This is a genomic window from Aestuariispira insulae, assembly GCF_003385955.1.
GTDB lineage: Bacteria > Pseudomonadota > Alphaproteobacteria > UBA8366 > Aestuariispiraceae > Aestuariispira > Aestuariispira insulae.
Genome location: NZ_QRDW01000008.1, coordinates 165,152 through 187,817, shown reverse-complemented (window position 1 = coordinate 187,817; position 22,666 = coordinate 165,152). Strand labels below are relative to the sequence as shown.

Here is a 22,666-nt window from a genome sequence, read left to right as displayed (position 1 = left end):
CTCTCAGGTTCATTCGTCCGAAGACTTATGAACGTGATCCAACTCAAATTACCTGAATTAACGAGTTCCCAAGATACACGATCAATCTAAACCCTTAGGCCTAAATCTTGGCTCAACGCCGACCGCGTATCCCTTCCATTTGCATATTCACTCTGTTCAATAACTTCCGAAAATCAACTTCAAACCTTAAGCGGTAACCGCTTGATTTTCCCTTGTTTTCCGGCCCGTCCGGCGCCGCCCTCAGTGGGCCGCCCCGTCTGGCGTGGGGCGGTTTATAGGCCCCTCACCCAAACCACGCAACCCCTTTTTTTACCTTTTTTGCAAAAAAGTGACACACCATACCAAAAGGTCAGCTTTTCTGCCGTTTCGGGATTTTAAAAATCCTGTCCATTCGGTCAGACGGCCTCGAATGGGGCATTGATAAGGCAATTCACATCCGGGCCTTTTATTTATTGCTGCGACTCATTATATGCTTCGCGCCATCTTAGATACCGTATATAGTATGCCATAGGGAGCAGAGGCCTATAGAGGCAGCGGCCACCCGGAAAACCGGGGCCTGCGGCAGGACCAGAATCAAACATATATAGTAAGACTGATTATGAAGCATAGTGAAGGGCAGCCAATCACGCAGCCGGATGGGGAAGGGAATCCAGCAGAGGCGCAGGAGACAGCTGCAACAGAAACCGAGACCGCCCCCAAGGCGGGATTGACCCGGGCACGCATCCTGGGCGCCAGCTGCCTGGCTATTGCCGGCACCCTGGCCCTATCCGCGATCCTGTTCAAGGATGATAACGGCGTCTGGCTGGGCGAAGAAATAGACCCCATCATTAAGGCGGCCCCGGTCATCGCCGTTGCCGCCGATGAGGAACCCCTGCCGCCGTTGGTTAATGAGGTGGACGCCACCTTCAATCGCGGCGACACCATGATGGCCGTGATGACCAGGGCCGGTGTCGATCGTGTCGAGGCCCACAAGGCGATCCAGGCGATGACGCCGCTATTTAATCCGCGCGAGATCAAGGCAGGGCAAAAGCTGTCCCTGATCCTGGAAGATGATCCGGACACCGGCGAGGCCCGCCTCACCCGCCTCAAACTGAAGGCGGATAAGACACGCAATATTGTCGTCACCCCCGATGGCCAGGACGGCTTTGCCGGCGAAGCGGTCGACATCCCGATCACGACAGAGCTAGTCCGGTCACAAGGCGTGATTGATAGCAGCCTTTATGCAGCTGCTGTGGAAAATGACGTGCCGCTCAAGGTGCTGGCCGACATGATCAACATTTTCAGCTTTGATGTGGATTTCCAGCGCGAAGTGCAGCGCGACGATTCCTTCCAGCTGATGTTCGAACGCATGGCCGATGATCAGGGCAATGCGGTCGATCACGGCGATGTCCTCTTGGCCGAGATGGTCTTGAGCGGAGAAAAGCGACGCTTCTATCGTTATGAAGACAAAAATGGCTTTGTCGATTATTACGATGAAAAGGGCCGGAGCGTTCGCAAAGCCCTGTTGAAAACCCCTGTGGACGGGGCACGCATCTCCTCCAAATATGGCAAGCGCAAACATCCGGTGTTGGGCTATACCAAGAAACATTCCGGCGTGGATTTCGCAGCCCCCCGCGGCACACCGATCTATGCCGCGGGTGACGGCGTCCTGGAAGCGGCCGGACGCAACGGCTCCTACGGCATCTATATCCGGATCCGCCATAATGACAGCTATAAAACGGCTTATGCCCATATGTCGAAACTGGCCAAGGGCATGCGCAAGGGCAAGAGGGTTCGCCAGCGCCAGGTGATCGGCTATGTCGGCACCACCGGTCGATCCACCGGACCGCATCTTCATTTTGAAGTGCATAAGGGCGGGCGCAAGGTTAATCCACTGGGCGTCAAACTGCCGACCGGCAAAACACTCAAAGGCAAAGCCCTGGCCGCATTCCAGCAGGAACGGGCCCGAATCGACGGCCTTTACGCCTCTCTGCCCGGCAGCGCAAAAGTTGCCGACGCCACACCGGATTCACAATAAGGCAATCCGGCCTGGCCCCAGGGTCAGGCCGGCACCGCCCGGATGGGCGCAAAAGGCTGGCCCGGCTGATAGAACATGGCCATTTTCAGACTATTGGCGATATTGCGCGCCTTTTGGCGATAAATGTTTGCCAGTTCCTCTTCGCAGCATTCTCCGGTCGCTTCATCCCAAAGCGCCAGCCAGCGGTCGAAGAAATGCGGTTCAACCCCGCTGAGATCCTTATGCGCCTTCATCGGATTTCCTTTGTAGCGCCCAGAACATTGCATGACCGATGACCAGAAACGGTACATGGTCGCCAGATGCGTACTCCAATCCTCCAGTTTCTCGCCAATGGCGCGTCGAAAGATCGGGCCAAGAAGATCATCGTCGATCACCTTGCCGTAAAAATGATCCACCAACCGCTTGATCGACTGGTCATTTGCCTCTGCATCCAGAAGGCCCGGATTTTGTTCGGTCATATTCTCACCCATACTCCATTTCACATACATAACGCACAGCCATTGGGATTCGGGTTTTTCATCTCCCGCCCTTCCGAGAGCCAGATCCGGCAGACCGTCGCATCCCCGGCCAACAACCGGCTCATCAGACGGCGATAGTGAATTTGGTAACTGGCAATCCCCACCACCGCCATCACCAATGGCGTTCCCATGGCACAGGCCGCAAAAACAGCGCCAGCCGCCATACCGCCATTATCCCATGCCGGATGATAAAAGCCGCCCGCCATCAGCACCAGCGCGATATGAACCAGACTGGCCAGCCATCCATTGCGAATTCCGCGCTGTGCCGCCTGATTTGCAATCGACCCGACTTCCTTCGTTACGACCTGTCCCATCTTCATGCATCCTTATAGATGTATATTATATGCATCTTATAACAACGTACAGAGCAAAAGAAAATGGGGGTGCGGCAATTTGCACCCCCATCCCAATATCGTGACATTTCAGACCTGGACCAAGCCGCCCACTCAGCGTCCTTCGGAATCCTCCAGCATTTCCAGCGCCCGCCGGGACAGCTTGTCCAGACAGCGCAGGAACATGCGGCGCTCATCTGGTGTCAGCGCACCGGCCAGCATATCCCCGCCATCCTTCATCTGGGGGATGATACGGCCACATAGCCGTTCGCCATCCTCAGTCAGCTGCAACAGCTTTACCCGACCATCCTCCGGATCCTTGGACTGTTCCACCATGGCCAGCTTGACCAGGCGTCCGACCGCCCGGGCAACCGTTGCCTTATCCATACCGGTATAGCCGACAATCTCGCTGGCCTGGACCGGGCCGGTGATACCAATCATCGCCAGCACCCGCCATTCCCGGCCCGAGACCGCAGATTGGCGCACATAGCTGTCCGTCGTGGCCCGCCGGACCAGATTGGTCAGCTGGCCCAGGCGATAGGGGATATGTGCGACCAATGCCTCCGGGGTCGGCACAGTTGAATTCTTCTTGGCACCGGCCATAAAATCACCTCAGCGCAAATCATCGATGATCTGATAGAGTGCATCCAGGCAGGCATGGCCCAGTTTGATCGAGCGTTCCGGTGACCAGCCCTGGAAGAAATCCGGGTCATTGGCATTATCCTTAAACGGCATCTCCAAAGTCATCGCCAGGGCCTGATGAGTTGCCTGAATATGGGCCGACCCCATAGTCATATTGGCCTGGCCCGCCGGTTTCTTCGGATAACCATGTTCACGCTGGAAATCCGGATTGGACCGGACCAGCGCCTCTTCGAAGGACTCCCGCAGCGTGATCAAACGTTCCGGACAATCAGGGATAGCGTCCGCGCCGGCGATAAAATTGTAGGGCAAGCCTTCATCCCCATGGACATCCAGGCAGAAGTCCAGACCGACTTCACGCATTTCGCGATCGACCCAATAAACCTCCGGGCTGCGCTCCAGGGTCGGCGTCTGCCATTCCCGGTTCAAGTTAGCACCGGCCGCGTTGGTACGCAGATGACCACGGCGACTGCCATCCGGGTTCATGTTAGGCACCACATAAAAGACGGCCTTTTGAAGCAGTTGCCGGGCAACCGGATCAGCATCATCCAACAGACGCGCGATATAGCCTTCCATCCACCATTCGGCCATGGTCTCGCCCGGATGCTGGCGCGCGATCGCCCAGATTTTCAACGCATCTTCATTGGCTTCATCCCCGATCACCAAAAGATCCATATCCTCACCGTCAACGGTTTCGCCCAGTACCACATGCTGGCAGCGCGGATGCAGCTGGGATTTCGCGATCAGATCGTGATGGCGCTCTCTTGAATAGGGCGCGAAATAGGCAAACCAGACAGTATCCAGCTGGGGACTGTGATTGATGATGAGATTCTTGCCGTCATATTCCGTATCCACCCGGAACCAGGTTTCACGGTCATAAGAGGCACAGGCCTGATAGTCGTTCCAACCTTCCAGATAGGCCGCCTCACCGGCATTTTCGATGACCATACGGCAATCAGCACCCTGTGCCCCGGACAGCCGGTAATGGAACCACTGGAAAAACTCGCCGCCGGCATCGACCCGAATCCGCAGGCGGATATCATCAGGGCTTTCCGCCTTGACCACCTCGATATTACCGGAATCGAAATTGCTGCTGATCTTCATGATTGTGGGTCCCTCGGGTCGGTTATGGTTCTTGCAAAGAGCGCACACCATAAGCAATCCGAACCTGCTTGACCAGACAACTGGATAGAGGCCTGAAAGATCATAAATTTTTCGGATTATTCAAAAAAATGCGAGGCCCGGAGGCCTCGCCAGTAAAGCATCGTGATAGGGGTAATAACTGCGGGATTATCACGATGTCGGTTCAAAGGGCGCTCAATAACCGCGACCGCCGAAATCGCTCTCCGGATTCGCACTGATCTGATGGATCGAGAGATCCGCGCCGTTAAACTCTTCTTCCTCGCTCAGGCGAATGCCAAGGGTTGCCTTCAGCACTCCATAAATCGCGAAACCCGCCACAGCGGCAAAGATGATGCCGATCAAGCTGCCAACCAGCTGTGCTGTGAAGCTGACGCCGCCTAGGCCGCCCAGCGCCTGCTGGCCGAAAATACCAGCCGCAATACCGCCCCAGAGGCCGCAGATACCGTGCAAAGGCCAGACCCCCAACACATCGTCGATTTTCCATTTATTCTGGCACTGGTTAAACAGCAGGACAAAAAGGCCGCCCGCCACGCCACCAACCGCCAGCGATCCCAGCGGGTGCATCACATCGGATCCCGCGCAAACCGCCACAAGGCCTGCCAGCGCTCCGTTATGGACAAAGCCCGGGTCATTGCGCCCCACCACCAGTGCAGCGAGGATGCCGCCAACCATCGCCATCAGACTATTCATGGCCACCAGGCCGGAAACCCCCTCCAGGCTCTGCGCACTCATGACATTGAAACCGAACCAGCCGACGCAAAGGATCCAGGACCCCAGCGCCAGGAAAGGAATGTTGGAAGGGGGGATGCCAAGCGGGCTGCCATCCTTGCGATACCGCCCTTTGCGCACGCCCAGCATCAGGACAGCACCCAGCGCGATCCAGCCGCCCACCCCATGGACAACGATGGAACCGGCAAAATCATGGAAGCCTGCGCCAAAAGCGGCTTCCATCCAATCCTGGAACCCGAAATTGCCATTCCAGACCATGCCTTCGAACAGAGGATAAACCACCGCGACAATCACCGCAGTCGCAATCAGCTGCGGCCAGAATTTGGCGCGCTCTGCAATCCCGCCAGAGATGATCGCCGGGATCGCGGCCGCAAAGGTCAGCAGGAAGAAGAATTTGACCAGGTCATAGCCGCTTTTTGCGAAACCGTAGCCTTCCGCCTGGCCCGCACCGGTCAGCACATCGGCCCCGACCAGAAAATCCACACCATAGGCGACCCAGTAACCGATAAAGAAATAGGCCAGGGTTGAAACCGCGAAATCCACCAGGATCTTCACCAGTGCATTCACCTGGTTTTTATGCCGGACCGTGCCGACCTCCAGGAAGGCAAAACCGGAATGCATGAAAAATACCAGGATGGCGCCCATCAGGACGAAGAAAACATCCGCACCTTGCGTGACGGCTTCCATAATCTAATCCCCGCTGCTGTCTTTTATATCTACAGAACAATTCTTTTGACTGTCCGCAAAGGAGTTAGATTACAAAGCCCGTGCCAGACTCATGGAACTAAAAATATTCTTTAAATAACAACGATTTATATAAATTTAGTAGTCTTGCTGCCCATCCGGCCCAGCCAAATATGACGTTTTTTTCATCATATCGCTGCACAAATGATTAACATTTGCGCAGCGATAACAGCCATCCGATCAGAAATAGCGTGACAGACGGATCTGCAGATGATGGTCATCCCGAACACCGAAATAGGGATCATCCGCCGCCACATGCCCCAGCACGCGCAGCTCCCCCTCGATGGTCCAATTATCATTCAGACGGGTATCCGCCTCCACCTGGAAGAAGGTGGTGTGGTTTTCATGGTCATAAACCACACCACCGAGAATATCGGTGTCATCCGTATCGTTGAGCGTATAGCGCGCGCCCAGGAAAATATCGTTATCCGTGGATACCGACGGCGCATCACTGTCGCGGCCGTCATATTGATATTCCGCCAGCAGCCCCAGATCCGCCCCGCTCTCGCTCACCCCGAAATAGGTGTATTCCAGGCCTGCGACAAAGGCCCCGAATCGGTCGCCCTGGCCCGAACGGGTCATGGCTTCCAGTTTCCAGAGCCATTCTTCAATCGTGGCCTGGACATCAATGGAGGTCTGATCAATTCGGTCATAATGCGGCACCCAGACAGCCGAGCCGCCGCCATCCGTGCCGACTCTCAGTGTAGCCTCCCGGCTGGTGCCATGAAAATGCGCCAGACCGATATCCCAATCGCCAATATAGGTGGCATAGCGCACAGCAAAATCAGGGGCCCATTCCTTAGCTCCGGAATCATAGGTCGTCTGATCCGTGTCCACGATCATGCTACTGCGCAAACGCCCGCCACGCCCGGCAAAAGTCCGCTCCCGGAAATAGGGCATCGCAATCAGGTTGAGCGACCCCCAATCCTGCTGGAACCCAAAATTGACCATGGGCTGGCCCAGCTTGTCCTCACCATCAATATCTTCCACCGCATCCGTCTGGTTGATGATATCGATCAGATGGTTGGATTCAGCGACGCCCCAAAATACCTTGTCGGCGCCGACCTTGATGTCCCAGCCATCCGCACGGTGCAGCCAGTTCAATTCCCGGATATCACCGTGAGTGCGCCGTGCATCCTGGGGATCCAGACGCAAATAAGGAATGAACGAAACCCGGTCATCACCATCATTCCATTCATACCGAAGCTCCGGCTGAATCACGAGCGAAGGATTGAGGTGGGCATCCGACTGGCCGTCATGCCGGGGGGATTGTGGATAAGCCCGAAGATCACCGGCAATGAAACCGGATAATTCCACCTCTTCCGCCATTGTGGCGGAGGCCGCCAGGGCGAGGGAAATCCCCACCCCGGACAGCCATGATTTTTGAAAGTGATTAGTCACTGTTCAACCACCTGTTTTTACTGAAGGCGTTTCAGGGTATTCTTTCGGAAATCCCCTTCGCTCAACCCTGTCTGGAACTCATAACTTTCATAGACGAGGCTGGTTTTCTTGCCCGTCTGGTGATTGGTCATGAACAGCTCGTCCGCGCGCCAATATTTGCCGAGATATTGCTGATAATCCCGGAACTCCAGCGTTTTAAGCAATTCGCCTTTGCGGTCATAATATTCAACCTTTTGCTGGCGATATTCGGAAAGGTCATACCAAGTGACCTGCTTCGTATAACCGGAGTTTTCATAAAGCGGGGTTTGCTCCAGAACCGCGCAGGTCAACTCACCACAGGGCTCATCACGCAGCCATTTATAGGTGTATTTGCCCAACTCCTGCGCAGAGATATCTTCGAACGCAAATTCGGACCCCACAAACGGCCCGGATTTATTGGTCGAGGAAATCCGCTTCACCCGTTTCAGTTTCGGCAAATAGAGCCATTGGTCATCCGGATCCAGGATATGGGCATAAGACAACAGGGCCGTGCCTTTGATATCCCGCGGATGCTCGAAATAGACCAGGGATTTATCCCCGTCACCCTCTCCCGGAACCTCAAGCGTATTGATATACATTTCACGCTCGCTGGTCTCTCCATGACGGTTTTGCAGCACCATACGCAGCTTGGCTTTGGTATCGCCAAAGCCAAGATCACGACGATCCCATTCCTCGGCAATCGCGCGGCCCTTGTCTGCCGCATCATCCGCCAGGGCGGCGGGGGCATAAAGCCCCACGCCAACCCCGCCTGCCACCCAAGCGGCGGTTACGGTTGAAAGAATGATTTTTTTCATCAGGAATCCTCCTTATTCAGCAGGCACAGGTTCTGCCCTGGCCGCGCTGTCATTGGTTTTTCGGGAACGATCAAAGAGCATCAACAACGGCGGCAACAGCAGGAAGTCGACAACAATGGCCGCAGCAATCGCCAGGGCGGTCAACAAGCCCATCTCCCAGTTAAGACGGAAGCCGGACAGAGCCAACACCGCAAAGCCCGCCACCAGGATGGCGGTTGCCACCCAAAGCGCCAGACCAACAGTGGAGAAGCTGTAACGGATCGCATCGGCCGCATCATAGCCATGCTCTTTGCGCGCTCTGTTGTATTTGCTCATGATATGAACGGTCGCATCGACAATCAGGCCGAGGCTGGTCGCGGTAATGACCGATGCCGCCAGACCGACCACACCGACACTCATGCCCCAGATGCCAAAGGCAATACCGGCGGGAACAAGATTCGGGATGATGCTGATCAGGCCCAGCCGCACACTCTTCAGCGCGATTGCCAGCGAAGCGGAAATTGCCAGGAAAGCCAACACGGTCCCGGTCAGCATGGACCGGATATTACGGTCCGAGATATAGGCAAACATGATCACGGCACCAGAGGCCTGGGTCTGCATATATTCGGGCGCATTATCCACCAGCCACTGTTCGGACCGCTCTTTCAAGGCCCGCATTTCCGTGGTCGACAGACTTTCCATTGTGACCGAAAGACGGGTCGCGGACTTGTCGATATTGATCTGACTGTTGAGATCCAGGCCATAGGGCAGGGACAGCTCGTAGAGCAGCAGATACTGGGCCGCCAATTCCCGGTCATTGGGCAGGCGATACCAGGACTCGTCATCCCCGTGCATGCTCTTGTTCAGACGCTTCATCACATCGGTGAAGGAATTCACATGCATCACACCAGGCTGGGTCCGGAACCAATTGGCGAACATCTCCAGATTCCGCAGGTATTCCGGCTCGGAAATACCGCCTTCACCAGCACTAGGAACAGACATTTCAAGAATATCCGGACCGGTCAGGTTATCGGTGACAAATTCCGTATCCACCCGGATTTGGTAGGAATGATCGAAATATTCAATGAACCGGTCATCCAGTTCGATGGTTGGAATGAAGGCCAGGATCGCCAGGATGATCACCGTCGTGCTCAACAGCAGCTTACGACGCTGATTGACCACAAAGTCACCGAACCGGTCCATGGCCGTCATTTTCCCTTCAACCGCAGGCGCAACCCAGGCCGGCAGGATGGCCATCAGGGCCGGCAGCAGGGTCATGGAAAGCGCCCAGGCCGCCGCAACTCCCACAGCCGAGATATTGCCGAGATCGGCAAAAGGCGGGGAATCAGAGAAATTGAGGCTCATGAAGCCGATCACTGTGGTCAGACTGGTCAGGAATACCGGGCTGACATTGACCCGCAGGCTTTCAACCAATGCGTCATGCTTATTCATGCCCCGGCGCATCTGGCTATACATGGTGATCAGAATGTGGATGCAATCCGCGATCGCGATGGTCAGGATGATATTGGGCGCAGTTGCCGACGGCGGGGTCAGCTTGATCCCGCCCCAACCGGCCATGCCCATCGCGACCGCCGCCGACATGATCACCGTCAGGGTCATCACGACAGAGGCAAGAACAGAACTGCCGATCTTACCCGTCACAACGCGCAGCAGGACGATCATGGACACAAACAGAACCAGCCACATGAGCGGGATCAGTGTTTCCATGTCTGTCTGGCTAGCCACCGGGAAGCTATTGGAAAGCGGCGCTATACCGGCAATCGCAAAGTTCAGGTCAGGGTTGGCCGTACGCACCGCCCCAACCAGTTCCTCCGCATGGGAAACCGCCTGGGTAACCTCCATTGGGTCCTCACCCGGCATATGCAAGGTGATTAAAACACCTGCCGTATAACCATCGGCCGCCACAAGACGGTTAACCAATGCTGGCTCGGAAACTGCAACTTCCTCAGCCTTTTTCAAGGCCGCCGCATCCATTCCGGCCGGATCGACGACCAGATCCGCAACCGTCAGATCGTCGCCGATTGCTTCCGTATGCTGGAAGTTGGTCAAACTGTCGACCCGGATGGCAAAAGGCACCTTCCAGGATTCCTCCGTGAGCCCCTTGATCACTTCCAGGGTATCCGGGGTGAAAACCTTTTCACTATCATCCTTCGGCTTGACGGCGATCAGGATCGTATCGGTTTTGGTATAAACATTTTCCAAAGCCTGAAACGCGTTCAGCTCCGGATTTTCATCACTGAAGAAAACTTGATAATCGTTGGTGAAGCCCAGGCGCGGAGCGCCAGCGGCCGCTGCGAATACCGCGGCAATTGAGGCAATCAGCACCAGCCACCGCCAGCGGATCACCCATTGAGCATAACGGACTGCCAGACCCTTGCGTCTGTGATCCATTTTTCTATCCCCTTCGTTTCGGGACCGATCCTTTGCAAGACGGGAAGGAGCATTCCCCTGTCCCGACTTGATTGCAAAAGGCCGTTCCCTTGCGCTCATCTCCCGGCCGTTTTGCGACCGACTTGCTTATGCCGTGCTTTGCTTACCCTGGCTTTTGCGCTATGCAGGGATGGTTGAATGAAAAATATCCCTTGAAGTAAACTACACGGTGCAGTTTACTTTGGTCATTCTGCTGCGTTCGTCAAGAGCCAGTGGAAAGTTTTTTTATCCACCCCCATATAAAGGGGGACAAAGCCCTGCTGTGTTAGGATGGTTCCGGCGGGCGAGCAATTAACTGTGAGGTAATGGTTTGATTCTCAATCACCCGGGATGCCCAATTGGAAATACGGTCAGCAAGCTGACCCGCAGCGAAGCCAAGAGGCAGGCCATCGTTGATGCGGCCCGTGATATTTTCATCGAAAAAGGCTATGGCGAATCCAGCATGGATGATATCGCCAACCGCGCCAATGTATCCAAGCGAACGGTCTATAACCATTTCCCCGGCAAGGATGCGCTTTTCGGCTCCATTATCGAAGGCGAATGTGACAAGGCCATGGAAAGTGTCGCCAAGCGCATGGCCTATTGCGAAGAGGATATCGAGGGCACCCTGCGCGAATTTGCCGCGCGTTTCCTGGATATCATCTATTCGCCCGACGGCGTAAAGCTGTTCAGGACCATTGTCGCCGAAGCGGATCGCTTTCCAGAGTTGGGCACTGTGTTTTTTCAAGCGGGTGTCTGCCCGGCACAGTTCCACGCCCAGGAATATATCGCCAAGATGATGGATCAGGGCCGCCTGCGAAAAGACGACCCTGAGAAAGCGGCAACCCTGCTTTTCTGTCTGATCAAAGGCGACATGCATTACAAGCTGCTGCTCTGTTTCCAGGAAGAGGCCAGCCCGGAAGAGCTGACCGCCCTGATTGATGACGCTCTTGAGATGTGGATGCGGGCCTACGCCCCCGCGAGCTGACCGTCAGGCTGGCAAAGCCTGCCCCGTGTCCCGGCGCAGCCACAGGGCGACAATTGCCGGGATTAAAAGATAAAATCCGCTTTCGGGATAAAGGGCGATGCCGATCCCTGTGGTGATCGCCAGCAAAAGGGCCAGTCCCGCTGGATAGCCACCGATCCTCTGTTTCTCCATCCAGTCGATCAGATAGCCGGCCAAAAGAAGCGGCAAGCCAAACATGAAGAACCAATTGCCTGCATCCTGCTGAAACGGGGCCAACTCAACCGGGCCATTGCCCGCCAGCCAGGCGGATATCTCTTTCAGGTATAAAACAGGTGTGAAGGCCATGTGAATGAAGGCCACGGCAATCACCCAGCGGCCAATCCATCGCTTTTGCAAAGCCGATTTCATTTTCTATCTCCTCAAATTCGAAATAATTTATTTCCGCCACAGGTCCGGAAAAACGCAGATGCTTGCAGATGTCATGTCAGCACCCTCGCCATATCCGGCCCGATCCAGGAATTTTGCGTCCGGACCCTAGCGCCGATCCGCCTGAGCATATGAATGACCCCGTGGAAGGTGCGGTCAAAATAGAGGATGTTCCGGGGCATGCCCTTCAAGTAGGGCATGGCTGCGCGGGCATCGGCCCCTTCCAGATGCGGCATGGGTTCCTTCTGGGAGAAATCAAATACCGAGGTCAGGAAGGGTTCAATGATCCAGCGCTGGAGCGGCGCCAAGTTGGGCTGCAGCCGCGCTGAATATTCCTCCAGCCCCAGCCCTTCTTCCACCAGTCCCAGCCGTTGATAGGCCGCCAACAGGGCTTCCGGCTGCGGATCAAGCTGGTGGGCAATGAAGCAATTGTAGAAATCAGCCATACCCTCAGCAAAATCCCTCGGCATTTGCTTGATACAGCCGAAATCGATCAGACCCAGCCGCCCGGCGTCCATAAAAAGGAAATTCCCCGGATGCGGATCGGCATGCAGACAGCCCAGTTCAAAGACAGAATGCAAAAAGAAATCAAAGATCATTTGTCCGTAATGATCGCGGGCCGCCTGATCCGGGTTCCCGGCCAGCCAATCCTCCAGATGCTCACCTTCCAGATATCCCAAGGTCAGAATGCGATCGCTGCTCCGATCCCGGTCCACCTCAGGCAGGCTAAAGCCAGGGAGGCGCAATACGTCTCGGAACCAGTCAGTATTATCCGCTTCCAACTGATAACTGACCTCCCGCTCCAGCTGCCGCTCGATCTCATCCATGACGATGCCGGTCACCTTACGGTCGGGGATCAAGTCACTGGCATTGGACAAGACAGCGAGCAGATTGGATATCATTTTCACATCCGACCGGATGGAGGCGGCAATACCTGGATATTGCACCTTCACCGCCAATTTTCGCCCCCCCTTGCCTCGGGCAAAATGCACCTGGCCCAGACTAGCAGCGGAAAAGGCTTGGGGATCAAAATGCTCAAACAGATCTTCCGGCCCGCAGCCAAACTCCCGCCGAAAGGCGCGATGCACCAGAGCGGCATTCAAGGGCGTTGCCTGATAACACCCCCTGGAGAGTTCTTCCCGCACACCGCGGGGCAGGAAATCCACTTCCATGCTCAGGATTTGCGAGGCCTTCAGAGCAGTGCCTTTCAACTGATTAAGCGCGCCGAACAGGATCTTCCCGATCTCACGCTCGTGGTCGAGCTGCTGTTCCGCTGAGCTACCCCGCCCCTTCCGGTCAAGCTGCTTCAACCCTATCCTGGTTGCCGCTAGCCCCATGGAGGCCGACCGGGCCAGTTTGCCTGTAACAATTCTGCCGCCCGCCATCAGACCGCATCCCGGCCCAATCCACCCCCGGCGCGCCCCAGCTTGGCCAGGTTGCGCACATTCATCAGGTTGGAAATCAGGCTGCCATCTTCAATGAAGCGTATCATCTGGCTCTTAATCACAAAGGTCGCCATGTCATTGACCTTGCCGATCAGTCCGCTGCGCAAAAAGGTCACCAGCAGGGAAAGCGACATATCCACCATCTGGGTGGTTTGATGGAATTCTTCGCTGTCATCCTTCAGCCAGAACAGCACAACACCCAGCAAAGCATCGGTCATCAGATGGGTGATCGCCTCCCGATAGGGAAATTCCGGGATCTCTTCCCGCTCGATCGCCTGATCCAGCGCTTCGGTCATGAGGGCGGTCAGATCTGCCCTGGCCGGGAAACGACGGTTGATGCCGGACAGGGGCGTCCCCATCAGCATTGAGAGGCTGTCACCGACAAACTCCCGATGGTTCAACAGCGATTCCAGATAGAGATCCAGAAAGAACTGGATCTTCTCCTGCAGGTCAAAACCGTCATAGGCCTTAGCCTTGCGGCATCCTTTGACCGCGTCCAGGATCATCAGCTCGTGAAAGGCGAACAGGAACTTATCTTTGGTCGCAAAATACTTGTAGACGGTCGAATCCGCCATTTCAGCGGATTTCGCGATCTGTTTCATTGTGACATTGTCAAAGCCATGCTCGGAAAACAGATCCACCGCAGCCAGGATAATCTTACGACGGTTCTTCTCTTTCTGCGCCTTGGATATCTTCATAATAAAAACTTTCTATCCATTATTTCCGTCTTGATACTCTATAATTGAATCATATTATTCATTAATCAAGAACTAATTCCACAATGGCTTCGACTACACCCATTGCCAACCGGAACGGCGGTTCTTATGATTTCGCCCTGTTTTGGGAAGGGAATTGCCTCATATGACCGAGAATCCAACACAGACTGAAAACACGATCTCCGGTGAAATGGACAGATCCTCACCGTTGGCTACAGCCACCCAGTCGACTTATTTGTTTTTCCTGCGCGAAAAACGGGTCCGTTGGTTCATGGTTCTGTTATCCATGGCCTGTGCGGCCCTGGTTTATTTCCTGCTCAGCATTGTGCTTGGCGCGGTTCTGGTCGGTTTTTTCAATGACAGCACTGTCCTGTCCGGCAATGGCGGATGGCGCTCCATGCCGCTGGCGGATGCCAAGGCCTATTACATCCTGCTGATGCTCAGCATTATTATCCTGATCCCCGCCAGTTATTTGGCGGTTCGGCTGTTTCAAAAAAGGGGCTTCAGAAGCCTTATCACCGTCCGGAGCAGGATTAACTGGCGCACTTTGGCAATCAGTGGTCTTGCCCTGCTTCTGCCGGGCCTGACGATTTTTCTGATCACCACACTATTTACACCGGATGATGCTTCCATCAGCTTCGATCCGGTTGTCTTCTGGCCTTTCTTCGCACTCAGCATCATGCTGATCCCGTTGCAGATCTTTGCGGAAGAGATCTTTTTCCGCGGTTATCTGATGCAATCAATTGCCGCTTTTACCAGGATCAGGTTGATCATTCTGGCGGTTCCCGCGTTGTTCTTTGCCTTGCTGCACTTCTACAATCCCGCCGAAGCCTATAACGATATCTGGGCGAAACTCAGCTACATCACAGTTGCCCTCTATATCGGCTGGCTGGTCCTTAAAACCGATAGCTTGGAAGCCAGCATCGGATTGCATCTGGCTCAGAATATCCTGGCGATTGTGGTGGTCAGCTCTCCCTTTGCACCGGCGCTCACCCCCACCTTGCTCGAGGTTCACGACATCGACACGAAGATCGAGTTTCTCTCGACACTGGCTCTCTTTGGCCTTCATGCGCTGATCCTGTTCAAGGGTACGGCCATATGGCGTCGGTTCAGCCCAAAAAGATAGTCGTTTCCTATCATTTTTTGAGCAAGATCAGTCATTGATTTTCCAAAATCAATAACTAGAATGTCGCCTGGATTTATCAATCCCGGGCGGCATTCTCATTTTCATTACCGGCACCCTGAGCAGGGTTTCCGGCAATTTCTATTTGGCTGTACCCGGGGGCTTCCTCCGGAGGGAAGAATCATCAATGAAACAAGATCCAAATTCCAATTTCTATCTGCACGGCTCTCTGCCGTTACTATTCCTGAAAACCGCCGCGCCTATTGTGCTCGTCATGCTGGCCAGCGGCATTCACACCCTGGTCGATGCCTGGTTCCTGGGCCGGTTTGTCGGCGCGCAAGCCCTGACCGCGGTAACCCTGATGTTCCCCTTCTTCATGCTGATGGTCGCCCTGTCCACGCTGGTTTCAAACGGTTACGCCAGTGTGGTTGCCAGGCTTTTGGGCGCCGGGCGCATGGGGGAGGCCCAGAGCACCTATCTGGGGGCCAGCCTGGTGGCCCTGCTGATCGCGCTCACCCTGATCATGACTTTCCTTCTTGTCGGCACCGACATGGTGCAATGGCTGGCACGTGGCGACGCGGTACTGGGCAATCTTGGCTACAGCTATATTGCTCCGATGATTTTCGGCAGCTTCCTGATGATGACCATCGGGGTGAATGTGGACAGCCTTCGCTGTGAGGGGCGTATGGGGTTCATGACCCTGGTCACCCTGATCGGGACCCTAATGAATATCCCCTTTAACTATCTCCTGATTGTTGAAATGGATATGGGCGTTCCGGGGTCGGCTTATGGCACGCTGCTGGCACAGAGCTGCTCACTGATTGCGATTTTGATCTACCGCGCGCTCGGCCAATCCTCGCTTGGCTTCCGCCCCGCCAACGGCCATCCCATATTGAAACATTGGAAGGAATTCCTGGCCCTCGGTCTACCATTCAGCTTGTCCTATGTCGGTGTCTCCCTGATCGCTTTCCTGGTTCTTTATGATCTTCAGGTCTGGGCGCCGGAAAATTACGAGCAATCTGCCGCGGCCTACGGGATCGTCACCCGCCTGATGACTTTCAGCTATATGCCGATATTGGGTTTGAGCCTCGCATTTCAGGCCATCCTGGGGAACAATTTCGGCGCCGGGGACATAGCGCGTTCCCGCAAGAGCTTCCATCTCGCCTTGATGATTGCCTTTGCCTATTGCGCCCTTCTTCAAATCGTCTATCAGGGAATCCCGGATCATCTGGCGGCGATCTTTGTGGATGATACGGCGATCATCGCGGAAACTGCGCGCATCTTGCCGATCATGACCTTCCTGTTTGTCCTGTTCGGCCCGCAGAACATGGCCACCACCTATTTCCAGGCCGTCGGGGATGCCGGTCGCGCCCTGGCCTTGAGCGTGTCGCGGATGTATCTGCTGGCGCTGCCGTTGATATTCGGTTTGCCCTATCTGATTGGAGAGCCCGGCATCTGGATTGCCAACCCGGTGACCGAAATCCTAATGATGGTTGTGACAACCATTGTCTTCATCAGCTATTGGCGAAAAAACAGAATGGCCGCAGCTGCCGCCATCTGATGCGGGAATTTTGCCGGAAGGGCCTGGAACGGCCTTTCCGGCTCCCTATATCAAGCCGGTAAGCATGACAACTGTGTCATGTGCGGAGATATCTGATATGTTGCGCATCCTGTTATTCCTTGGCACAAACCTCGCGATCCTAGTGATTTTGGGCCTGGTCTTCAGCCTGCTTGGAATTGGTTCGCTGCTGCAGGCGAATGGTACCGATCTGGACCTCACCAACCTGCTCATATATTCGGCAGTGATCGGCTTCACCGGCTCGCTTATATCGCTCCTGCTTTCCAAGCGGCTGGCGAAAGTGAGCATGCGGGTCAATGTAATCCGGCAGGCCAACACCCCCACCGAGAAATGGCTGACGGAAACGGTGCACGAACTATCGGAACGCGCTGGGATCGGCATGCCGGAGATTGGCATTTTCGATCACCCCTCCCCCAATGCTTTTGCAACCGGATGGAACCGCAATGACGCTCTCGTCGCAGTCAGCACTGGCCTGTTGCGGCACATGGACGAGCGGGAAGTCAGGGCGGTTCTGGCCCATGAGATCGCGCATGCCGCCAATGGCGACATGGTAACTTTGTCCTTGATCCAGGGCGTTGTGAATACCTTTGTGATTTTCTTTTCCCGAATTGTCGGCTTCATGGTTGATCGCTTGATCTTCAAGGTCGAACGCGGCCACGGCCCCGCCTTCTGGATCACATCCATGATTGCCGAAATGTTCTTCGGCGTGCTGGCGATGATGATCGTCATGTGGTTTTCCCGCTGGCGTGAGTTCCGGGCCGATGCAGGCGGTGCCGCATTGGCCGGACAGCGGGATATGATAGCGGCCCTGGAAAAACTGAAAGCTGGCGGGAAAACCCCGCCGATGCCCGATGACATGGCAGCCTTTGCCATCAATGCGGGCAAAGTGCAGGCCCTGTTTTCCAGCCACCCGCCTCTGGAAGCGCGTATTGCCGCCCTCAAAAACGCCTGATCAATCCAGCCCTTGCGCAGCCAGGGCCCGTTTCACCGCGGGCCTTGCCCGCATGCGGTTCCGGTGGGCAATGATGCCGGGAAGTCTTTCCACATCAACACCATCCCCTTCCAGCCAGCGCGCCAACGTAAATAAGTACATATCAGCGATGGAATAATCCTCACCCATAACATATGGCCCTGCCAGCATTCCGTCTTCCACCAGCATCATGGAAGAAAGCATGGTTTCAGGCACCTTGCGCTTCATATCATCAAAGCTGGACACCTCATCCGCCCAACGGCTGCCACGCAGTTTATGCGCATGGGCCACATGCACGGTTGAACAGAGATAACTGTTGAAGGATTGTAACGCCGCCAATTGGTAGGGGTCGCCCAGCGGGGCAAGATCCGCGTCCGGGTGGGTTTGCGCGATGTAAAAAAGTAGAGCTGGCGTTTCGGTCAGAACCCCTTTATCCGTTACCAATGCCGGGACACGCCCTTTGGGATTGAGCGTCAGGAAATCCGAGCTGCGTTGCTGGTTCTTGGAAAAATCGATGCCGACCGCCACATAGTCGGCACCGACCTCTTCAAGCGCGATATGCGTCGCCAGCGCACATGTGCCGGCTGCATAATAGAATTTCATCTTTTCTTCCCCTGATCATTGCCCTGATCTTGTGTTGGCCATTGTGGGAAGAAACCGGCATTAGGCCAATGAATTATTTTCCGGCCACCTGCATCACGCCGGAACCACCGGAATATAGATATCAATTTCACCGCTCAGGCTTTCGGGATCAAACCGGTCATCGGTCAGCTCGAAATCCGGATCGCCGGTATACCGGTAATCGGAATTGGGCAGCCAAGTACCCCAGATATACTGCATCGTCACTTTCATTCCCGCGGGCACATCAGGCGAGGTCACCTTATGGGTGAAAACCGCATAGGTCCTGGCCGGCAGCTCGATCGACCGCATGCCATCGGGAACATGACCGATTTCACTGACATCCAGGCAGGCGGTATAGGTGAATGTTTCGTCGCCGGGCTGTTTTCCAGAGCAGATCCCGTAGGCCGCCTTTCCGGTTTTGGCCGGGATATCGGGAATGCGCCCACGCAGCTGCCCCCAAAGCGCCGGTATTTCAACCGCTTTTTCAGGTGAGAACGTCATATCCAAACCGATCGCCTTCAATCCCGCATGTTCGACAATTTTTGGTTCCATCGTGATATCCTCATGGAAATGCTTCAAAATATCGCTCGTCAGGGCAGGCTTGAGCATGAATCCCTCCCAATCCCGTTGACGCCGGAATTGTCCCGGTGCCATGCCGAAAAGCTTTCGAAACGCCCGGGAGAATGCCTCCTGTGAGTCAAATCCGCTCTCCAGCGCCAGATCAATCAGCCGGATATCTTCACTGACCAATCGCTCGGCCGCGATGGAAAGCCGCCTTTTACGGATATAGCCAACGATTGTATCCCCGGCCAAAGCGCGAAACATCCTGGCAAAATGATAATCCGAATAACAGGCGGCGTTCGCCACATCCGACAGGCGGATCTCGGTTGAAAGATTGGCTTCAATATAGTCGATCGCCTTGAAAAACTGCTTCATGCAACATCCTTTACCCTGAAATGGAGCGTAAGGGAAAGGCCCGCATCTGTTTTGACCGGGATTGCTAAATTTTGCGGCAGGACAGAAAATATTTGACATCGTTTAGCATCTAAACAAAAATGCTTTTGTAACAGTAACAGGGTTCCAAGACTTGTCCGGAACAGGGAAAAATCAAGCCGTTGATCAGATGCTGGAGACGCTTCATCAATTGATCACGCGGGCCAATGCGCTTGAAAACACGCCAAAGGCTTTTGGCACCGACACTTTATTGCATCGTGCGGAAATCCATACGATCCAGGCGATCGGCCTGCGGCCAGGCCAGAATCTTCAGCAACTGGCGGATCGGATGGCTGTGACCAAAGGCGCGGCCTCCCAGATGGTCACCAAGCTGGTTCGAAAGGGGCTGGTGAAAAAAGACAAAGGTGAAGATAACCGGAAAGAGGTGCTCCTGAACCTGACCGAACAAGGCTGGACCGGTTTTCACAGACATGAAGCCTTCCACGCCTACCTGCACCAGGTGCTGCTGGACCATTATGGTGAGGCACTGGAGCAGAAGATGGCAGAGCTGCGCGGCTGCTTGCAGGAACTCCTGTCTGTCACTGATCTTTATGAAGAGAAGGTCAAAGATTTCTAAAAAAAATTTGCGTAATTAGTTTAGCATCTAAACAATATGGAGAAAGACCATGAAACGCCTACTACCCCCCTATCTGTTCTTCCTGTCCGTGCTGGCAATGCTTGCCGTGCATCGCTATCTGCCACTCTGGCATGGCGAGTTTTCGCCCTGGAACCATTTGGGCTGGCTGGCCATCCTGGGCGGCCTTGGTCTGGCCATTATTGGCAAACGTCTTTTTGCCAATCGCCAGACCAACATCAAGACCTTCAACGACCCCCAGACGCTTGTCACCGAGGGTCCGTTCCGCTTGTCGCGCAACCCGATGTATCTCGGCTTTCTGTTAGCCCTGATCGGGATTGCAATCGTCTTGCAGGGCCTCTCGCCCTTCCTGGTCGTGCTGGCCTTCTTCCTGATAACGGATTTTTGGTACATCCGCTTTGAAGAGGCACGCATGCGCGCCATCTTCGGTGACGATTACGAGAACTACTGTCTGAGAACCCGCCGCTGGATTTGAAATGCCGGCTGTACACGTTGCCGGCAGACCTCTCTCAGGCCGGCAGCGGTCCCTTCGCATGGAACAAAACACCATCCTCATCGGCATAGAGCCAGCCACCCGGCGTAAAGGTCACACCACCAAACGTGACAGGCACATCCCGTTCACCTGCCCCGGTCTTGGCGGACTTCATCGGATTGGTTCCCAAGGCCTTTACGCCGAAATCCATCTCACCGATGGCGCGGCTGTCGCGGATCGGGCCCAGGATCACTGCGCCGGACCATCCATGATCGCGACCCATTGCCGCAATCAGATCTCCCATCAGGGCGGTTTCCATATTGCCGCCGCCATCAATCACCAAAATACCGCAGTCACTTTCCTCCTGCAGGATCGATTTCAGCAAGGCATTGTCATTGCGGCATTTTACTGTAGTCACCGGCCCGGAAAAACGGACCCGCCCGCCCAAATCAAGGAACTGGGTCTGGCAGCTTTCAACCACTTCCTGGAAATCATCTACAATATCGGCCGTGGCCCGGCCCAACTTATCAGTCATCAATTCATCCTGTTCAAACGGGTGATTTTTTCGCAGAATAGGATGAAACAATGCCCCTATGAAAGCCTTGATGGAAATTCGGGACGGAACCCGATTTTTTTCATGAAACAGGGTGGCATTCATCATTTCTACACCCATGTCTGATATACCATCTTTCAGACTGATCAGCCGCAAGACCGAGAGTAACTTCATGCCGGACAACCATACCGCCATCGCCGACAATCGCTCCTTGATGTCGCGGATCGCCGCCCCTGTGCCCTTCGCCCTGGTGCATCTGTTGTGCTTTGCCGCCATCTGGACCGGGGTTTCCCTGACGGACATCGCCCTGGCCTTTTTCCTATACGGATTGCGTATGTTCGGCATCACGGCGGGCTATCATCGGTATTTTTCGCACCGGACCTTTAAAACCAGTCGCGTTTTCGGTTTCATCCTGGCCTTCATCGCCCAAAGTTCGGCCCAGCGCGGGGTAATCTGGTGGGCTTCGAATCACCGCCAGCATCACCGGGCCTCTGACACGGAGGAAGATGTACATTCGCCGGTGCGCAAAGGGTTTTGGTATGCCCATATGGGCTGGATCTGGTCCGGGCATCATGAAAAAACCGATTATGACGCCGCCCCGGACCTGGCCAAGCTTCCGGAATTGATGTGGCTCGACAAACATCCCTATACCCCGGCGGTCATCATGGGTGTGCTTGTCACCCTGCTGTTCGGCTGGTCCGGCCTGATCGTCGGCTTCTTCTGGTCCACGGTCGCCCTGTGGCATGCCACTTTCTGCATCAATTCGCTGGCCCATGTTTATGGCCGCCAGCGCTATCTGACCGGTGATCAGTCTCGCAACAACTGGTGGCTGGCGATCCTCACCATGGGCGAGGGATGGCATAATAACCACCACCATTTCCAATCCGCCGCCCGCCAGGGATTCCGCTGGTATGAAGTGGATATGACCTATTACATCCTCCAGGGTTGCCGACGCCTGGGCCTTGTCTGGGATCTGGCCCAGCCGCCCAAACAGGTGGTTGAGAATGAGCGCAAGGTGGCCCGCTCCGTCGTGGAAAAAGCCGCCCGGCAGCTGGCCGCCTCCTTCCAGGTAGATGCGATCACCGCCGACTTGAAAGCGAGCCTTGCCGAACATTATGCAAAACTGGAGCCATCCTTTGATAAGCTGCAGACCAATGTGGCGGCAACCCTGGCCGGCTGGCATCAGCATCTGGAAGGCGATATGGAAAAAGTCCGCGAAGATATCCGGGAACTGGTGGCAAAACTGCCCGCCCAGGCCATGCCCACCGGGGCCGACCTGATGGCGCGCGCACAGAAAATGTTCGCCAGGACACCGGCGCTGGGTGACGTCACCGAACGGGCGCGCGAAATCCTGCTGGAGGCGATCTATGCGGAACTGGCCCGCCAGGCAGTACCGGTGCGAGTGAAGCCCTAGCCTCACCCTTACGGGTAGCTGCCATGG

The 22,666-nt window shown here is 55.2% G+C and carries 22 protein-coding genes; 8 read left to right on the top strand and 14 right to left on the bottom strand.

The window, feature by feature from the left end; all coding sequences use genetic code 11:
• Positions 1–598 precede the first annotated feature (598 nt).
• Positions 599–2,017, top strand: a complete 1,419-nt coding sequence (locus DFP90_RS17350) for a M23 family metallopeptidase (protein WP_115937778.1) — start codon at positions 599–601, stop codon at positions 2,015–2,017.
• Positions 2,018–2,040: 23 nt separating this feature from the next.
• Here DFP90_RS17350 and DFP90_RS17345 read toward each other — a convergent pair whose 3' ends face one another.
• The 8 genes from DFP90_RS17345 to DFP90_RS17310 form a co-directional block, all read right to left on the bottom strand.
• On the bottom strand, positions 2,041–2,475 hold the full coding sequence (locus DFP90_RS17345) for a group III truncated hemoglobin (protein WP_115937798.1): 435 nt from the start codon (positions 2,473–2,475) through the stop codon (positions 2,041–2,043).
• Between the two features lie 20 nt (positions 2,476–2,495).
• A complete protein-coding gene (locus DFP90_RS17340; protein WP_115937777.1) occupies positions 2,496–2,849 on the bottom strand; it encodes a hypothetical protein in 354 nt (117 codons plus the stop codon).
• Positions 2,850–2,981: 132 nt separating this feature from the next.
• On the bottom strand, positions 2,982–3,470 hold the full coding sequence (locus DFP90_RS17335) for a MarR family winged helix-turn-helix transcriptional regulator (RefSeq protein WP_115937776.1): 489 nt from the start codon (positions 3,468–3,470) through the stop codon (positions 2,982–2,984).
• 9 nt (positions 3,471–3,479) lie between these two features.
• Complete coding sequence (locus tag DFP90_RS17330; protein ID WP_115937775.1) at positions 3,480–4,610, bottom strand: M14 family metallopeptidase; 1,131 nt, start codon at positions 4,608–4,610, stop codon at positions 3,480–3,482.
• Between the two features lie 213 nt (positions 4,611–4,823).
• The gene (locus tag DFP90_RS17325; protein ID WP_115937774.1) at positions 4,824–6,065 is read right to left on the bottom strand and encodes an ammonium transporter; all 1,242 of its coding nucleotides are present in this window, start codon (positions 6,063–6,065) and stop codon (positions 4,824–4,826) included.
• A 237-nt stretch (positions 6,066–6,302) separates the two neighbouring features.
• A complete protein-coding gene (locus DFP90_RS17320; protein ID WP_147301046.1) occupies positions 6,303–7,523 on the bottom strand; it encodes a hypothetical protein in 1,221 nt (406 codons plus the stop codon).
• 17 nt (positions 7,524–7,540) lie between these two features.
• Complete coding sequence (locus DFP90_RS17315) at positions 7,541–8,356, bottom strand: outer membrane lipoprotein-sorting protein (protein ID WP_115937772.1); 816 nt, start codon at positions 8,354–8,356, stop codon at positions 7,541–7,543.
• A gap of 12 nt (positions 8,357–8,368) precedes the next feature.
• The gene (locus tag DFP90_RS17310; RefSeq protein ID WP_115937771.1) at positions 8,369–10,747 is read right to left on the bottom strand and encodes an efflux RND transporter permease subunit; all 2,379 of its coding nucleotides are present in this window, start codon (positions 10,745–10,747) and stop codon (positions 8,369–8,371) included.
• A gap of 349 nt (positions 10,748–11,096) precedes the next feature.
• Here DFP90_RS17310 and DFP90_RS17305 point away from each other — a divergent pair, with 349 nt between their 5' ends.
• Complete coding sequence (locus DFP90_RS17305; RefSeq protein WP_115937770.1) at positions 11,097–11,753, top strand: TetR/AcrR family transcriptional regulator; 657 nt, start codon at positions 11,097–11,099, stop codon at positions 11,751–11,753.
• A 3-nt stretch (positions 11,754–11,756) separates the two neighbouring features.
• Here the strand turns inward: DFP90_RS17305 and DFP90_RS17300 are convergent, their stop codons facing one another.
• From DFP90_RS17300 to DFP90_RS17290, 3 genes are all read right to left on the bottom strand, one after another.
• A complete protein-coding gene (locus DFP90_RS17300; RefSeq protein WP_115937769.1) occupies positions 11,757–12,140 on the bottom strand; it encodes a DUF6463 family protein in 384 nt (127 codons plus the stop codon).
• A 71-nt stretch (positions 12,141–12,211) separates the two neighbouring features.
• Complete coding sequence (locus DFP90_RS17295) at positions 12,212–13,543, bottom strand: ABC1 kinase family protein (protein WP_115937768.1); 1,332 nt, start codon at positions 13,541–13,543, stop codon at positions 12,212–12,214.
• Entirely contained in the window at positions 13,543–14,301 is a 759-nt protein-coding gene (locus DFP90_RS17290; RefSeq protein WP_115937767.1) for a TetR/AcrR family transcriptional regulator, read from the bottom strand. Before DFP90_RS17290 ends, DFP90_RS17295 begins: the two co-directional genes overlap by 1 nt.
• Positions 14,302–14,464: 163 nt before the next feature.
• Between DFP90_RS17290 and DFP90_RS17285 the strand changes: the two genes are divergently transcribed.
• From DFP90_RS17285 to htpX, 3 genes are all read left to right on the top strand, one after another.
• Entirely contained in the window at positions 14,465–15,445 is a 981-nt protein-coding gene (locus DFP90_RS17285) for a CPBP family intramembrane glutamic endopeptidase (protein ID WP_115937766.1), read from the top strand.
• 184 nt (positions 15,446–15,629) lie between these two features.
• Positions 15,630–17,003, top strand: a complete 1,374-nt coding sequence (locus DFP90_RS17280) for an MATE family efflux transporter (RefSeq protein WP_115937765.1) — start codon at positions 15,630–15,632, stop codon at positions 17,001–17,003.
• Between the two features lie 97 nt (positions 17,004–17,100).
• Positions 17,101–17,973, top strand: a complete 873-nt coding sequence (gene htpX, locus DFP90_RS17275) for a protease HtpX (RefSeq protein ID WP_115937764.1) — start codon at positions 17,101–17,103, stop codon at positions 17,971–17,973.
• Here htpX and DFP90_RS17270 read toward each other — a convergent pair whose 3' ends face one another.
• On the bottom strand, positions 17,974–18,594 hold the full coding sequence (locus tag DFP90_RS17270; RefSeq protein WP_115937763.1) for a glutathione S-transferase family protein: 621 nt from the start codon (positions 18,592–18,594) through the stop codon (positions 17,974–17,976).
• Between the two features lie 93 nt (positions 18,595–18,687).
• On the bottom strand, positions 18,688–19,548 hold the full coding sequence (locus tag DFP90_RS17265) for an AraC family transcriptional regulator (RefSeq protein WP_181905426.1): 861 nt from the start codon (positions 19,546–19,548) through the stop codon (positions 18,688–18,690).
• 187 nt (positions 19,549–19,735) lie between these two features.
• Here DFP90_RS17265 and DFP90_RS17260 point away from each other — a divergent pair, with 187 nt between their 5' ends.
• Positions 19,736–20,182: a MarR family winged helix-turn-helix transcriptional regulator gene (locus DFP90_RS17260; RefSeq protein WP_147301045.1), complete on the top strand. Its 447-nt coding sequence runs from the start codon at positions 19,736–19,738 to the stop codon at positions 20,180–20,182.
• A 49-nt stretch (positions 20,183–20,231) separates the two neighbouring features.
• Positions 20,232–20,675, top strand: coding sequence for a methyltransferase family protein (locus tag DFP90_RS17255; RefSeq protein WP_115937760.1), 444 nt, complete (start codon positions 20,232–20,234; stop codon positions 20,673–20,675).
• A 34-nt stretch (positions 20,676–20,709) separates the two neighbouring features.
• Here DFP90_RS17255 and rraA read toward each other — a convergent pair whose 3' ends face one another.
• Entirely contained in the window at positions 20,710–21,207 is a 498-nt protein-coding gene (gene rraA, locus DFP90_RS17250) for a ribonuclease E activity regulator RraA (RefSeq protein ID WP_115937797.1), read from the bottom strand.
• 190 nt (positions 21,208–21,397) lie between these two features.
• Here rraA and DFP90_RS17245 point away from each other — a divergent pair, with 190 nt between their 5' ends.
• Entirely contained in the window at positions 21,398–22,639 is a 1,242-nt protein-coding gene (locus tag DFP90_RS17245) for a fatty acid desaturase (protein ID WP_115937759.1), read from the top strand.
• Positions 22,640–22,666 lie beyond the last annotated feature (27 nt).

Excerpts from the sequence above, each read along its gene's own strand:
- DFP90_RS17340 (WP_115937777.1), bottom strand. The coding sequence starts at position 2,849 with ATGGGACAGGTCGTAACGAAGGAAGTCGGGTCGATTGCAAATCAGGCG.
- DFP90_RS17310 (WP_115937771.1), bottom strand. The coding sequence starts at position 10,747 with ATGGATCACAGACGCAAGGGTCTGGCAGTCCGTTATGCTCAATGGGTG.
- DFP90_RS17245 (WP_115937759.1), top strand. The coding sequence starts at position 21,398 with ATGCCGGACAACCATACCGCCATCGCCGACAATCGCTCCTTGATGTCG.
- DFP90_RS17290 (WP_115937767.1), bottom strand. The coding sequence starts at position 14,301 with ATGAAGATATCCAAGGCGCAGAAAGAGAAGAACCGTCGTAAGATTATC.
- DFP90_RS17280 (WP_115937765.1), top strand. The coding sequence starts at position 15,630 with ATGAAACAAGATCCAAATTCCAATTTCTATCTGCACGGCTCTCTGCCG.
- DFP90_RS17265 (WP_181905426.1), bottom strand. The coding sequence starts at position 19,548 with ATGAAGCAGTTTTTCAAGGCGATCGACTATATTGAAGCCAATCTTTCA.
- DFP90_RS17260 (WP_147301045.1), top strand. The coding sequence starts at position 19,736 with ATGCTGGAGACGCTTCATCAATTGATCACGCGGGCCAATGCGCTTGAA.
- DFP90_RS17350 (WP_115937778.1), top strand. The coding sequence starts at position 599 with ATGAAGCATAGTGAAGGGCAGCCAATCACGCAGCCGGATGGGGAAGGG.
- DFP90_RS17255 (WP_115937760.1), top strand. The coding sequence starts at position 20,232 with ATGAAACGCCTACTACCCCCCTATCTGTTCTTCCTGTCCGTGCTGGCA.
- DFP90_RS17345 (WP_115937798.1), bottom strand. The coding sequence starts at position 2,475 with ATGACCGAACAAAATCCGGGCCTTCTGGATGCAGAGGCAAATGACCAG.
- DFP90_RS17335 (WP_115937776.1), bottom strand. The coding sequence starts at position 3,470 with ATGGCCGGTGCCAAGAAGAATTCAACTGTGCCGACCCCGGAGGCATTG.
- DFP90_RS17270 (WP_115937763.1), bottom strand. The coding sequence starts at position 18,594 with ATGAAATTCTATTATGCAGCCGGCACATGTGCGCTGGCGACGCATATC.
- DFP90_RS17330 (WP_115937775.1), bottom strand. The coding sequence starts at position 4,610 with ATGAAGATCAGCAGCAATTTCGATTCCGGTAATATCGAGGTGGTCAAG.
- DFP90_RS17315 (WP_115937772.1), bottom strand. The coding sequence starts at position 8,356 with ATGAAAAAAATCATTCTTTCAACCGTAACCGCCGCTTGGGTGGCAGGC.
- DFP90_RS17295 (WP_115937768.1), bottom strand. The coding sequence starts at position 13,543 with ATGGCGGGCGGCAGAATTGTTACAGGCAAACTGGCCCGGTCGGCCTCC.
- rraA (WP_115937797.1), bottom strand. The coding sequence starts at position 21,207 with ATGACTGATAAGTTGGGCCGGGCCACGGCCGATATTGTAGATGATTTC.
- htpX (WP_115937764.1), top strand. The coding sequence starts at position 17,101 with ATGTTGCGCATCCTGTTATTCCTTGGCACAAACCTCGCGATCCTAGTG.
- DFP90_RS17325 (WP_115937774.1), bottom strand. The coding sequence starts at position 6,065 with ATGGAAGCCGTCACGCAAGGTGCGGATGTTTTCTTCGTCCTGATGGGC.
- DFP90_RS17285 (WP_115937766.1), top strand. The coding sequence starts at position 14,465 with ATGACCGAGAATCCAACACAGACTGAAAACACGATCTCCGGTGAAATG.
- DFP90_RS17300 (WP_115937769.1), bottom strand. The coding sequence starts at position 12,140 with ATGAAATCGGCTTTGCAAAAGCGATGGATTGGCCGCTGGGTGATTGCC.